Origin of the sequence: Flavobacterium nitrogenifigens (assembly GCF_003254565.1) — a bacterium.
GTDB classification, from domain to species: domain Bacteria; phylum Bacteroidota; class Bacteroidia; order Flavobacteriales; family Flavobacteriaceae; genus Flavobacterium; species Flavobacterium nitrogenifigens.
In genome coordinates, this window is record NZ_QJRI01000164.1 from 74,974 (window position 1) to 89,852 (window position 14,879).

A 14,879-nucleotide genomic window follows, 5' to 3' on the forward strand; every position below is an offset into this window, starting at 1 on the left:
TGGGACAAACCAAAATTATATCATCATAATTATAAAGCTACTGCATATTTTTATTATATCATAGCTCTTTTAAAATTTTAACGACTTCTTCGATTCCGCAACCGAAAATATTTACTTTATCTAATGTTTCAGCAGTAAATTCGCCAGATGACGCTTCTTCTTCGATAATCGACAGACAATTGCTTAAATCTTGCAGCATAAAAATGTCCATGCTCGATTTCATATTATGTGCCAATTTTTTTGCGCTGTCATAATCTGTCTTCTTAAATGCTTCTTCTAATTGCTTTGCTTGATTCGGAATTTTTTCGACAAAAAGATTTATCATCTCTTTCTTAAATTCTGGGTCGCCGCCCGACATTTCATCCAAAAAAGACATATCAATAATTCTCTTATGATACGTATCAGCGTCTGGTGACATGACCGTTTTTATCGCCTTTAAGAGCACAGTCTGTTTAAATGGTTTTGGCACATAAGCATTCATTCCCACTTTATAGCATCGCTCTTGCTCTCCTACTAGAGAATGTGCCGTCATGGCAATAATCGGAATGTTGGAATTCATCTCATTTCGAATATATTCTGTGGTTTGGTATCCGTCTTTAACAGGCATCTGCAAGTCCATTAAGATTAAATCGTATTCTTTTTGAGATAAAAGTTCGATGCCTTCCTCGCCATTTTGCGCAATATCCAAATCAAAACCAAAATTATTAATGACACTTTTGGCTAGCTTTTGGTTTAAAACATTGTCTTCGCAAAGCAATATTTTAAGGCTTCCTAAATCATTTTTAGAAACCGTTTTTACAATTATCTCTTCAGTATTTGATTTTTTGTATGAAAGAGTAAAGAAAAACTCTGAACCGCGATTTAGAGTACTTTTTACATGAACTTCTCCTTTCTGAAGCTCTACTAATTGCTTAACAATATTAAGCCCAAGTCCAGTACCTCCAAAGGTTCGCGTTGTGCTTTCTTCGCCTTGCGTAAAACGTTCAAAAATAGTTTCAAGTTTATCCTTAGGAATACCGATTCCTGTGTCTTTTATAGAAAATTTAAACGAATAACTATCTTCTGTTTCCTCAATTTTCTTGACTGAAACCGTTACTTCTCCTTCATTTGTAAACTTAAGCGCGTTCCCAATAAGGTTCACCAATATCTGATTAAGTCTTCCTTGGTCTCCAATGACCATATCTGGCAATTCGGCATCAAGAAAAAGATTAAATTCAACCTCTTTCTGCACTTTAACTTTCAGCAAACTATAGACATGTCTTAAGGTTTTCTTCAAATTAAAAGATTCGGTTTCGATTGTCAAATTTCCAGATTCAATTTTTGAAAGGTCCAGAATATCATTTACAATCAAAAGCAAATTTTCGCCGGCAATCTGAACGCTTCCAATATAATCGCGCTGTGTATCATTGAGATCTGTTTGCGCAAGCAGATCTGTAAAACCAATAATAGCGTTTAAAGGCGTTCTGATTTCGTGGCTCATATTGGCCAAGAAACTGTCTCTTGCAAAAACAGCACGCTCTGCAATTTTTCTCTGGGTATATAACTGATTGTTTTTTGTACCTAATTCTAACTGCGCTATAACGTGTTTTGCAATTATCGAAAGTGCATTACGTTGATTATCATTCAATTCTTTCACAACATGATCAATAGCACAAATGGTTCCAATATTGTAACCATCTGGTGTTGTAAGCGGTACTCCTGCGTAGAATCTTACATTGAAACCTCCCGTAACATTGGGATCGTCTTTAAATCTTTCGTTGATATGAGTATCGTTGATTTCCACAATTTCAGTATCCAAAATGGTGTAATTACAGAAAGTGATTTCTCTCGGCACTTCAGAAACTCCTATTCCTATCTCCGATTTAAACCATTGTCTATCTTCATCAATAAAAGAAATATGAGCAATTGGCACACCACAGATGTAAGAAACAAGCCTTGTGGCATCATCAAAAGCATCGTCAGGAAGTGTATCAAGTATATTATAACGTTTTAGGGCCGCTAAACGCTGTAGTTCGTTTTCTGGAATGGGGTAATTCTTGTTCATTTCTTCGGCGTGGTAAAAGTATAAAGATAAAGCAAAATAGTAGAAAACCCTTATTCAACAAAGAGTTTATCATAAAATTATGGCCTAAAAGACTTAAGTATTACTGTTTGGACTACTTATTTTATTCTGTTTCAATTTCTCTACATGTTATTTTCAGCAAATTTACGCTACAGTTTAAGAATGCTATTTAATTCCAATATTGTTGTTCCTTCGGGTAACGTTTTGGGTGCTTTTACTAATTTTTCGGCTAAAAATGCAGTTGTGATCGGTTTCAGATTTTTAAAAAGTCCAATTGCATTAAAGAATTTTATAACCTTCACCGAAATCTTTTCGCCCAAACGATCCGTATTTTCTCGAATTAAAAGTCCAGGTCTGAAAATGATGTATTGCAGAAAATGAAGCTCTTGAAGATAGTCTTCTAGTTTTCCTTTCATCATAGAATAATATACGTTGCTTTTGGACGACGCTCCGTAAGAAGAAACCAAAACCACAGTTTTTACATTGTTTTGTTTTGCAACAGCTGCAAAATCCGCGGGAATATCGTAGTCGATTTTCCACTGTTTTTCTTTTGAACCCGCATCTTTCAGCGTAGTTCCTAAACAAGAGAAAAGCACATCTCCGGTAATTATCTCTTGAAAGGAATTGATATTAGAAAAATCAACAACATGTTCTTTGAGTTTTGGGTGCGTTTTTCCTGTTGCACGTCTCACAAAAATTGACACTGCTTTATAATCATTATTTTCTAGTAGCAAATTAACCAACTCTTTTCCTGTTGCGCCTGTAGCTCCAATTACTAATGCTTTCATGATTTTAGAAATTTTGTATTGTAAATATAATGATTGCTACCAACATGTTGCTCCTATGGGCGTTAAAAAAGGTTGTCGCTTTTAGCAAGTTATTATCTTGTCTTCAACTTCATACCCCGAAAGTCTTAAACTATGTGATCATGTCAGGACTACTGACTTATTCTATCTTTAAACGGCCTTCTCACCCGCAAAATGGTGTCTACAAGTTAGAATTGAAAACAACAAAAAACCACTCCTAAAAAAGAGTGGTCTTAAAACAGTTATGAAGTTGTTACTAACTCTATTTAAAAAAATAACCGATCGTTATTTGAAAAACTTTATTCTTCATATCGCTGTTAATAATATAATTGGTGTTTGCTGTTACGTCTTTAAACACATTGGTATAAGACAAATTATATCTTGCATCTGCATAAAACTTGTCTTTAAACTGATAACCCAATCCAAAATTTACAGAAGCATCTACTCCATTTGAGTAATCTTTTAAATCCATTTCTTCATGGTTATCGTAACCTAAAAAGTTGTCTTGGTATTTGTTGTTTGCTTTAAGCAAAATTCCGACTTGTGGTCCCGCCTGAATGCTTAAACCTTTCGTTACATAATATTTCAACATTACAGGAATGTTTAAATAGTTTAAGGCAATAGTGCTTTTGTAATGTGAATTCTGTACTTCTGGATCTGAATAAGACAATTTCATTCCCTGCTGGCTGTACAATAACTCGGGCTGTACCGAAAAATTTTTGTCCAACGGAATTTCTGCCATTAAACCTGCTGTAAATCCTGTTTTAGAAGATGAATCTAATTCGTTTTCATCAAATGTTAGGCTCGAAATATTTAAACCTGCTTTTACGCCCATTTTTACCTTTTCGGTTTGAGCCATTGCACCTGCACACATTAACAGTGCGCAGATTATTAGCTTTGATTTTTTCATCGTATTTTTTTGTTTTTAAGAAAGGCAGTTCTACGTGAGAACTGCCGTTTCTATCTGTAAATTTGTTACTTTTTAATAATCTTAGCTGTGTACTTTTTACCTTGTACGGTACAATCTAAAATGTAAACTCCAGTAGTCAATTGACTTACATTTACACTTGATGGAACTGCACTGTAAGTTTTACTCCAAACCGCATTACCTTCCATAGAATAAATTTTCATTTCAGCTTCGCCTTCTGCTTTTTCAGCCAAGAAAATGTTTACATTATCAGCCGCTGGATTTGGGAACACTCTGAAAGAATTTGTCAATTTTCCGATAAGCAATCCTTTAGATTCAATTGGAGCAGACATGCTTGTACAGCCATGCGCGTTGGTTACCTGAAGACTATAACTTCCTTCCCAAATTGTAGCAACTGTTTTTTCGTTTGCATTTGGTAAAAGTCTTCCGTTTAAATACCATTGATAACCTGCTGCTTCAGCAGAAGCTGTAATTTTATTTCCTTCTAATGCCTGAATCTCCGGAACTATATTTTCAAGAACATTAATAGTTGTTGTAAAAATTTTACCTAATCCGTGTTCGTTGTAAACTGTTACGTAATACTCACCACTTTCTGTAGTCGTGAAAGTTGGATCTGTAGAACCATCAAACCATTCGTAAGCAGCATAATTCCCTGGATTTAAAACTACTTCTGGACCACAAACGTCACCGCTTGGAAGATTAGATTCGAAAGTATCAAATACTACTGTTACTTTTTCGGTAAGAGTACATCCGTTTTCCAATGTTGCTGTTACGCTATAATCTCCTGCTTTATCAACATTGATAGAATTTGTGCTTTCACCTGAACTCCATTTGTATGAAGTCGCTTCTAACTCTCTAGCCACAAGATTTCTTTCTGCATCCAGATACACACTTTTACCTGCATAAGCATGGATAACTGAAGCATCAAATATTTTAAAATCTGAAGATACACCTTGGTATACATAATTCTTGATGTTATTGTTTTGTTCAATAGCATCGTTCTCCATTTTTGCATTTACAGCAAATACATGAGAATCTCCAGAATCATCCAATTTAGGCTGTTTGATAAAAGTATACTCGATACTTTCGCCAACCGGAATTCCTGATGCAATGGCTTCTGAAATTTTTTCTGATGTATTAATATACTCTAAATCTAACTGGATAGAATTTTCTTTAATAGCAACTTGTCCTTCGTTTGTAAGTCTAACTTTTACTTCGCTATTGCCGCAAATATCTTTTGGAGATAAAATTTGAACAGAAACATCTAAAACAGGCTCACTCATTACTTTAAGATCGTCTAAAACCAAATAAGAATATCCATCTGATTTTGCATGTCTAAAACGGAATAAGACTGATTTTCCAGCATATTTCGTAATATTTAATGCCGCTTTCTGCCATTCTGTATCTACGTAAGTTCCTTTACTTGTTGCTCTCCAAGCTTCAGTCCATTCTCCGCCAACTGGCTTAATATCTACAATTAAAGCATCATTAACATTGCTTTGCATAGCATAGTAAAACTCTAAAGCTGTAGTACTTTCAGATAGTTTATAAAGTGGAGAAATTAATTCGCTATAGTAATAATAGCCTTCTAACTGGCTGTATAATAGTTTTCCGTCAGCGTCTCCTGTTCTATTCTTCAACGGAACCGTTAGATTAGTATTATCTGGAGTAGTAACCGCTCTCCATGGATAATTTTCATCGCTTTGATTAGAAATAAACCCTTTTGATCCAAATATTGAACCTTGTGTCAGGCTAGAGAAATTCTCTTCGTTTAACTCCAATGCTTTCTCAGCAACTTGAAAAGATGCGGTAAGGCTTTTTACATTTGTATTTGCCTCTCCATCAGCAGTTGCCTGCACTTTAATTTCATAGTTTCCAGCTGCTAATTTAGGCAGACCGTCTATTTTATAAACAAGAGTTTCGCCTTGTCGTATTGTTTTGGTTCTTTCTAATGAAACTGGTTCGCCAATAGCGTTTCCGTTCTGAAGAATTTGATATTTAAGAGTAACTTTCTCCAATGTTTTATAAGCTACATTTCTTGCATTAATGTAAAACTCATGCGTAGGCACATCTTCGTAAACGGTTTCTCCCACAACTAAATTCGATAACTGTAAATTGCTTTTAGTTGGTGTGATTTCAATATTATCTACTGCAAAACCATTCGCGAAAAAGCCATTGTCATTATGTTGAAAAGCAACCTGCACGCAAGAATTTCCAGCATACGCACTTAAGTCAACATTATATCCAAACCAAGCGCCATAATAAGGCATTTTAAATACCTCTTTCCAAGTTGTTCCTCCGTCGGTACTTACTTTTACATAACCGTCTGACCATTGCTGAGGATCTCCAAAACCATCAAATGATAAATGTGCTTCTTTGTAATTGGTTAAATCAAATACGGGAGAAACCAGCATATCGTTAGAAGCATCGCAATTGCATTTGTCATCATTACTCGCCATAAATTTGGTATGATCTGCAATAAACCAAGCTGGAGAACCTAGATCTGCACGTACTCCATGTTTCCATCCTGCAGAACCTTTATTCTCAGAAGTTCTCCATCCTTTGTATTTAGAAGCGTCTTCAAAGTCCATTTTGTACGGAAGCACAGAAACTTTCATGTCTTCATTATTCCAATTATCGTATGTTAACGTTATGGCATTGTTTCCTTGTTTAAGATCTTTTGCCATATCTACTGGAAAAACAGAAACCGAAATGGTATGCTCTCCAACATTCTTTAAATTAATATTAGGAATTGAGTAATTTATAGTGTCTTTGAATCTAGCGAAGTTTAAAGTTGTTTTTTCTGTTTTTGAAAAAATCTCCACTTTTGCCGCATCAAGAACTTTAGTTGTGATATTTACTTCCTGACTTGCTGTCACAAAATTGTTTGTTACTTTAGCAATTATGGCAGCGTTATTATTATTGATGTCACATTTACCAGCGTCTAATTTTGCCGATACCACTTCTAAATCGTAAGGCGCTTCACTAACCAAAATGTTATCTATAAATCCGCCTAAGAAACCGTCATAATAATCATCTGATTTTACATGGAAACGAATAGCCGCTTTCTTTCCTGCCAATTCATTTAAACGAATTTGATACGGATCTTTTTTCAGACTATTATTTACTCCCGTAAACCAGGCACCATCAAATAAATCATTATTATGTTCTATTTCTGGATAATTAACTGTATTTATTTTTTTCCAGCTTTTACCTTTATCTTCCGAATATTCAACAATTAAACCATCGTATGTTCTATGCAGTAAATAATACAAATCGAACTCCACATAAGGAGAAACCACATTGGTAAAATCAAAGATTGGCGATTCTAAAACGAAATCAGAATTAAGTCCCATTCTGTCAGTTCCTTTAAAGTCAACCATTCCCCACATATATTGTGATTTAACGGTTCTAAACGATGCTAGATAATTTTGAAATACAAACTTCTGATCTCCGCTTAACGCTTTTGTGTTCCATCCACCAGGCGTTCTCTCGAATCCTTCAGTATAAGGAAATTGTGTTATTACATCACTGTAAGCCGCATTTATAATACTATTATTTGTTGTAATTGGATCTTTGTCATAGGTTACATAAGCTTCATAAGTATGTAAACCTGCAGCTGATAAATCGACAGCAGTATCAAAAGTTATTTTCATTTCTGAATTTGCTTTGAAAGCAGTCTGCAATGTCACATCTTTCCAAACCGTTGTGCTTCCAGCTTTTGTATCGGCATATCCAACTTTTAAAACAGTTCCTGCTGGAATATCCTGACAGCCTAAATTAAAGATCGTAATAGCCGGAGTATAACTTGTTGTAAGCAAATCTCCTGTATACATAGGAAGATCTAAAGCCGTAGCTTTAATATCAAAATCTTTTTGTGCAGTGCCAACGAATATACCTGTAACAAAAGAATATCCTTCTTTAACGCCAAAATCTACGATAGGGTCAAGATCTACTTTAACTTCTACATAGCTCGTCGCATTTACTTGATATGGTATTTTACTTTTAATTGCAACAGTTGTTTCTTCTCCAATTCCTAAATCTTTTGTAAAAGGAACTTCTCCATCATTGGTATAAAAAGTAATAAGTCTGCCAAGTGCACTTGCCATGGCTCTTAATTTGAAGTTTAGCCCTTCATCAGCTTTAATGATCGTAGTTCCTGTATTTCTTAGTGTAATATAAAAAGGCTCATCTCCTTTTAATGGTCCGCAAGACGTTGAAGGATTTTCTACCGAAACAATAGTTATTTGTCTATCTGCATAAGCTGTACCTACACCGATGGCATACCAAGCATTAGTAACTTGTTTAAACTCTTCAGAACCTAAACCATATAAATCTTCTACAGCCATCAAAGTTGCCTGACGCATGTCGCTGAAATTTGAAGAAGGAGACAAATACTCGGTAAGCGCTAAATAAGCAATTTTCTCAGCCTTAGCCAATCCGATAGGTTTAACGCTATAACTATTATTAAGGTCATTTACGCCTTCTCCTCCTTCTACTAACAGATAATACCAGTAATTGGTAATTCCGCTGTTCTGGTGCACACCGCCATTATCATAACTTGTATTTGCTGGGTTTGTCCAAAATTCACCTCCGTAAGTATCTGGTTGACCAGCCGCTTTTGGGTTTGCCATGCTTCTCAAACTTCCGTGAGAGTATAACTCATCACCCAGCAACCAAATGTCTTTTGTACTGTCTTTTGCAGCATAAAGCTCTATAGAAATCCCGAAAATATCACTAAAAGATTCGTTCATTGCTCCAGATTCTCCCTGATAAATCAATCCTGCAGAGAATTGTGTTACTGCATGAGTCATTTCATGTCCAGTAATTCCTAAACTCACAAAAGGCTGTTTGTCTCCGTCTCCAAACTGTGCCCATCCTCCTGTCCAAGAGGCATTTTGAACATTGGTTCCTAAATGAGCCAATGCAAAAATGGTCATTCCTTTATCGTCAACACTATTACGGTCAAATTTTTCTTCGTAATAGTTCAAAGTCTTTTGAATTCCCCAATGAATATCAATTGCAGCTTCGTCATGATCCTTATTGTACAAATCATTCCAATTGTTATCTTCATCGATAAATTCGGTTAAGACTTCATCAGATGCGTGTTCCGCATGATTCATGTTTAAAGTATACATCTGTACTTTATACTTTCCTACTAAATCCTCCAATCTGTAACCATCTGCATATTGAGTCGTTCCAAAAGTTACATCTCCAGCAAATCTTGCTTTTCCTTTACCAATTGCACTTCTTCCGTCAGCAATAGGCAAAGAAGACGAACGAAGATCTCTGCTTAAATCAATTTTTAAAATGACTTTTCCGGTATTAGCATCAACGTAAATCGTCTGGCTTGATTGCGGATTTGTAGCAAAAACGTCGAATTTCCATGCCAAATGATATTCTGTCAATTCTGAAGAAAAATTAGGTCCCACATAAACCAATTCTCCTTGTGGTTTTGTACTGATTTTTTTATGGACTAAAGACGATAGTTTTTTGCTCTGCCAAACATATTCTTTAGCATTTACAGTATTTAATGCGTTTTGTAAAGCGGCCGACGCATTTACTTTATAATTACTGTTTGCAGGCAATTTTTTACTGATATGCCCAAATGCTTCAATTTTGCTCTTGTTATCTCTCACTTTATAAATTGCGCCTTCAACAGGAACAGCATTATGCATTTGCTGATAGGTTGCCAAACTTCTGCCGTGTTTGTCTGAAACCGATCTCAGTTGCATTTTGTCTGCATTAGAAAGTTCGAAATCTGCTTTTTTAACTTCAAATACATTACGGATAGTTAAATTAGAAGATTTTGCAAAAGATCTCACTTTTGTACTGTCTGTACTTTTAACATTTTTAGCTGTTGAAGCGCTTTCGCTTTTATTAAAAAGCTTCTGACTTGCTTTTAATCTCTTATTTACATCATCACTTTCTTCCTGCGAAAGCGGTTTTCCATTTATGCTTTTTTGCGTCAAAAGAATATTGGCATCATCCTCTTGATTAACATTTGAATCGTTGTTTTTCTGATAAACTTGATTCATTTTCTGATTAGCAGCTGGCGATTGTACAGCCGTCTGCGCATTAGATGTTTTGTTTTTTGGCAAAGGAGACTGAGCCATTCCGACGGAACAGACCAAGAAACCTAACAAAAGAAACAAATACCTGGGTTTAGAGTAAATCTGGTTCATTTTTTTAAATTTAAAATTAATATTAAGGCTGCGAGTTAATAGCGTATAATGGTTCGCAGAAAACCACAAAAGCAAGTTCTAAGAATCAATTCGGCGGTTGATTCTTAGAACTTGCTTTCGTTATTTTTTGTAAAATTTTTAAGAGCGCACTCTTCTTTGTTTTTGTTTCTTCTAAAAGCTCTTCTAAACTTTTATTTGGTTCTTCTTTTTTGGTGGTATTCATCAAACGTATTTATTATAATCGTTTGACAAAAATAGATGCACGCCTAGGGGCTAGAAAAAAAAGGACTAATGCAAAAACACTCTTAGGTAAAAAAGGGTTACCCAAAAAACACTCTTTTTATTCTAAACTCAACAAAATCAAAACATTATACTAAAATTTAATTTATATGTTTTCTGATTTAAAAGAGTTCAGATAAGTAGAAAGATTCACTTTTTCGTTGGTTAAATCGAACTTTTTACGCAATCTGGTTCTGGCATTTTCTATCGATTTGAATGATTGTCCCGTAATTTGAGAGATTTCTTTTGTAGTTAAATCTAAATACAGCAGCGCACAAAGTCGGCGTTCTTTTGGAGTAAGTGAAGGGTAATCGACGGTCAGTTTATCGAAGAATGATTTATGCACCTGTTCAAAACTAATTTCAAATTCTTTCCAGATATCGGTATTCAAATCTTTTTCCAGACGCTTTAGCACAATGTCTATCGCCTGCTGCAATTCTTTATTTGGTGTTTTTAGTTTGATTTTTTTAAGATCTGTCAGGATTTCATTGATATTGTCTGTTCTATGTATTTCTGACATGGCTTTGCCCACCAAAACCATATTCTTCGCCTCAAGGCTTTGTTTCAATTCCTGTTCTTTTGCTTTTAGCTTTTCTTTCTCCAGCTGGTTTTTAATATTTCGGTTTCGATAACGAATCAGCAAAAGAATCAAAGTCAAAATACCGATAACCAATATTAGTCCAACAACATAGTATTTAAACCTGGTTTTTTCCTCAACCAAAGTTTGAATCTGACTGCGCACTTTATAATCTTGTTCCAGCCTGATTCTTTCCAGATTTACAGCCTTTTGTTCAATATTAATGCTGTCACTTATTTTATTATATTGCTGAAAATAGTACACCGCATTTTTATAATCCTGTTTCCTTAAATAAGCTTCATAAAGCATTTTATTGAGTCGCATACTTGCAAAACCAAAGGCTTTGTCTTTGTCCAATTCTAGAGCTTTCTTTGCATATAAAATTGCTTCATCTAGCTTTTTTTCCTCCAGATTATAAGAAGAAAGCGACTCATAAGTAAAAGCTTTTAATGAGTTATCGATGGAAGAATCTGTTAACGAAAATGCTTTTTCAAAATAAAAACTAGCATTTTTCTTGTCTTTCTTTAATCCGTAGGCACGTGCTAAATTGGTATAGACATAAACCTTCAGCCTGTTGTCTTTTAATGTTTTTGCTATCGCATCTGCTTTATGGTAATAATAGAGCGAAGAATCTAAACTTTTACTGAGGTAAGTCGTACCTATGTTATTTAATATCTTTACCAATTTATCAGACTCATTCTTAGATTTTTGATAACGATATACCTTCAGAAAATACTTAAGCGCTTTTTCTTCGTTATTGCTCTTGGCGTAAACAATGGCAAGATTATTTTCTACTCGAGCAATTTCATCTATACTATTATTGCTTTTGTAAATTTCATAGGCTTTCAGGTAATATTGCAAAGTAATGTCTATAACATCTTTTGCATCATAGATTTGAGCCGCTTCCGCATAAACTTTAGCCAATGCTAAATCGGTTTTCTCTGTTTTTTTGGCCTCGGCTTCTGCAAGTTCGATATATTTTACAGCTCTTTCCCAATCAGAATCCTGAAGTTTAGAAGCTATCTTGAGTGCTAAATCGACCTTTTTTTCATGATTATCTATAGTATTTAGGCTATCGATCCATTCTTTTGTTGAAGAGTGCGGATAAATATAAAAAGTTGTAAAAATAAAAAATATGCAAAGTATTCGACCCATCACGTATAAAAATCATAAATATGAGTCCAAAATTATACAAAATTAGCAGTACTTAATAACAAATAGGAGAAATAAACATTCTAACACAAAAACCAAAAAGTTAATCATGATTTACAATTTATCAGAACAACCTGCTAGGATTTACGTTAACTATAGCCACCACTCGACTTTCTTTGTCGAAATTAACAAACAATCTTTTTATAAAACTATCTCTTCAGTATCAGCCAAAGTTTTCAGTTTCTTCTACTAAATTCCTGATGATAATTTCAGTCGAAACGTCACTAAAACTAGTAATAGATTGTCCCATCCAAATGCTTACAAAATCTGCGTTTTGCTCTAGTTTTGCTGTTTTTCTCAACTCAGCAGTCAGTTTATTTTGATACGGATACGGCAGTACAAATTCAGAATTTTCAATTTCTTTTATAAAAGTATTTCTAATTCCACGCGCATATCTTCCTGTAAAACTTCTAGTTAAAACAATTTCATTTTCTTTTATATTTCTAAGACGGTGCTTTTCAAAATCCTGTAAAGCACTTTCAGCACTTCCTAAAAACAAACTTCCAATCTGAAAACCATCTGCGCCCAAAGTTTTTGAGGCTAGTAAGGTTTTAGCATTATAAATTCCACCTCCATAAATTACAGGAATATTTACAGCTTCCGTCACTTGAGAAAGCAGTGATAGTCCACCAATCTGCGGAATTGTTTCTTCCAAAAAACTTCCTCTATGTCCTCCAGCTTCAATACCTTGGACGCAAATAATATCTATACCGCTATTTTCCAATACGATAGCTTCTTGCACAGAAGTGCAGGTTCCAATCAGAATCACTTTGTTTTCTTTGAATGTTGCAATACTTTCTTGATCTAAATTTCCAAAAGTGAAACTCACAATTTTGCAGTTTTCCAATAAAACAGCTTCAATCTGATCGTGATAATCTGTAAGTTTGATTTCCTTTATATCAGGAAAATCGGTTTCAATGCCCAGTTTCTCGGTAAGTTTCTGCAAATGCTTTTTCGTTTTAACGTAATCAGCTTCCAAATTTGGCGTAATCGGATCTATTTTATGTACAAAAATATTTACTGCGAAAGGTTTATCAGTCAATCTTCTTGTTGCCCTAATTAATTCGATACATTTTTCAGCAGGAAGATCTCCTAATGCCAACGATCCTAAGGCTCCAGCATTGCTTGCAGCAGCGACCATTTCTGGAGTTGTAACACCTAGCATTGGCGCTTGTATAATCGGATAATCCGTTTTAAATAAATCGGTAAGAACATTTTTCCATTCCATACTATTTCATTTTTATTTGAAGAAAAACCATTTTAAAACATAAGATCTTCAAAATTTCAACAGAACATAAAGATAAGTCAGTTTCAGCAGAAAAACACGCGAATTTCACTTATAAAGAAGTTAATTTTTCGACAAAAAAAACTTGACGATGCAATATTTGGTTTTATAAAATGTTTATATATAAAAGATTATGATGCATCTAATTTTTTAAATCAATACCACACAGATTAATAGTATAAAAACATGAAAAAAATATTTTTGATAATTGCCTTTGCTTCTTTTTCACTACACAGTTTTGCTCAGGAATTGGACAATAAATTCAAATCGATTCCCGCAAAAAAATCTCCTGTAAAAGAAGTTATTCCACCAGCAGAAGCTGCTCCTAAAGAAAACCCGCCAGCACCTATTGAGAAACCAGCGCCATTGCAGGTTAATCCAGACGAATTATTTAAAAACACTAATCTTTATAAGCCACAAGCTAATGTTGAGGGAATATTTTATAGAAGAAATCAATTTTTGGGCAATTTCAACACTACTGCTGTTACTTCTACTATAATGTACCGCGATGCAGCTTTTGTAGACGGCGATAAAGTAAAAGTATATTTGAATGATAAAGTTATTGAGCCTGAAGTTTTTTTGAACGGCGATTTTAAAAGCGTCAAAATAAACTTGGAAAAAGGAATCAATAAAATTGATATTGAAGCTTTAAACGAAGGTTTTGCTTCTCCAAACACAGCCGAATTTAAGGTTTATGACGATAAAGGCCAGGTTATTTCGTCAAGCGAATGGAATGTTGGTACGGGCTATAAAGCCGTTATTGTATTGGTTAAAGAATAAAGCCTTAATCTTAACACATAGAAACATAGATTATTGTTTCGCTAAAAAAAGGCGTTTCACTTTCATTAATAAGCATAGTCTATGTGTAAATGATTTGTCATTTATTTTAAATCTCTTTTAAAAAGTAAAACAAACTTATGTTTCTATGTGTTTAAAAGACTATAGTTTTTTATATAGAAATCATAAAAAACACTTAAAACTGCTGACTTCGGCAGTTTTTTGTTTGTATACATGTAGTTAACTACGTAGTTTTGTACTCATCTTTAATTTTGAAATGCCATGCAGATTAAACCTATACAAAATGAGTACGAAAATGAAATCGTTGATCTCATATTAAACATTCAGCAAAAAGAATTTAATGTTCCTATTACTTTAGAAGATCAGCCCGATTTACAGGATATTGCAAACTTTTACTTTAAGCCAGGCGGGATTTTTCTGGGTGCTTTTATTGATGGAAAATTGATTGGTACAATAGCTTTGGTAAAATTTAATTCAGAAGCTGCCGCTATCAGAAAAATGTTCGTCAAGAAAGAATTCAGAGGGAAAGAATTTCAAATTGCCCAGCAATTATTGGAGCAATTAATTGAATACAGCAAAGAAAACGGAATTAAAGACTTATATTTAGGAACGGTTACTTTATTACAGGCTGCCTTGCGTTTTTATGAAAAGAATAGTTTTATAACTATACCAAAAGAAGCGCTTCCTGTTGATTTTCCGTTAATGAAACCTGACAATGTTTTTTGTCACTTAAACTTAAATCCATAG

Annotated in this window: 8 protein-coding genes; 2 read left to right on the forward strand and 6 right to left on the reverse strand. The window is 34.3% G+C overall.

Annotation, left to right across the window (positions count from 1 at the left end):
- Positions 1–58: 58 nt before the first annotated feature.
- From DM397_RS04825 to DM397_RS04850, 6 genes are all read right to left on the reverse strand, one after another.
- Complete coding sequence (locus DM397_RS04825) at positions 59–2,044, reverse strand: GAF domain-containing hybrid sensor histidine kinase/response regulator (RefSeq protein ID WP_111376454.1); 1,986 nt, start codon at positions 2,042–2,044, stop codon at positions 59–61.
- A 167-nt stretch (positions 2,045–2,211) separates the two neighbouring features.
- Positions 2,212–2,850: an NAD(P)H-binding protein gene (locus tag DM397_RS04830; protein ID WP_111376455.1), complete on the reverse strand. Its 639-nt coding sequence runs from the start codon at positions 2,848–2,850 to the stop codon at positions 2,212–2,214.
- 280 nt (positions 2,851–3,130) lie between these two features.
- Complete coding sequence (locus DM397_RS04835) at positions 3,131–3,778, reverse strand: porin family protein (protein WP_111376456.1); 648 nt, start codon at positions 3,776–3,778, stop codon at positions 3,131–3,133.
- Between the two features lie 65 nt (positions 3,779–3,843).
- The gene (locus DM397_RS04840; RefSeq protein ID WP_111376457.1) at positions 3,844–9,981 is read right to left on the reverse strand and encodes a M4 family metallopeptidase; all 6,138 of its coding nucleotides are present in this window, start codon (positions 9,979–9,981) and stop codon (positions 3,844–3,846) included.
- Between the two features lie 385 nt (positions 9,982–10,366).
- Positions 10,367–11,992: a tetratricopeptide repeat protein gene (locus tag DM397_RS04845; protein ID WP_111376458.1), complete on the reverse strand. Its 1,626-nt coding sequence runs from the start codon at positions 11,990–11,992 to the stop codon at positions 10,367–10,369.
- Between the two features lie 220 nt (positions 11,993–12,212).
- Complete coding sequence (locus tag DM397_RS04850; protein WP_111376459.1) at positions 12,213–13,277, reverse strand: NAD(P)H-dependent flavin oxidoreductase; 1,065 nt, start codon at positions 13,275–13,277, stop codon at positions 12,213–12,215.
- A 243-nt stretch (positions 13,278–13,520) separates the two neighbouring features.
- On the opposite strand from DM397_RS04850, the gene DM397_RS04855 reads away from it, so the two are divergent.
- The gene (locus tag DM397_RS04855; RefSeq protein WP_111376460.1) at positions 13,521–14,114 is read left to right on the forward strand and encodes a hypothetical protein; all 594 of its coding nucleotides are present in this window, start codon (positions 13,521–13,523) and stop codon (positions 14,112–14,114) included.
- A 279-nt stretch (positions 14,115–14,393) separates the two neighbouring features.
- Positions 14,394–14,879: a GNAT family N-acetyltransferase gene (locus DM397_RS04860; RefSeq protein WP_111376461.1), complete on the forward strand. Its 486-nt coding sequence runs from the start codon at positions 14,394–14,396 to the stop codon at positions 14,877–14,879.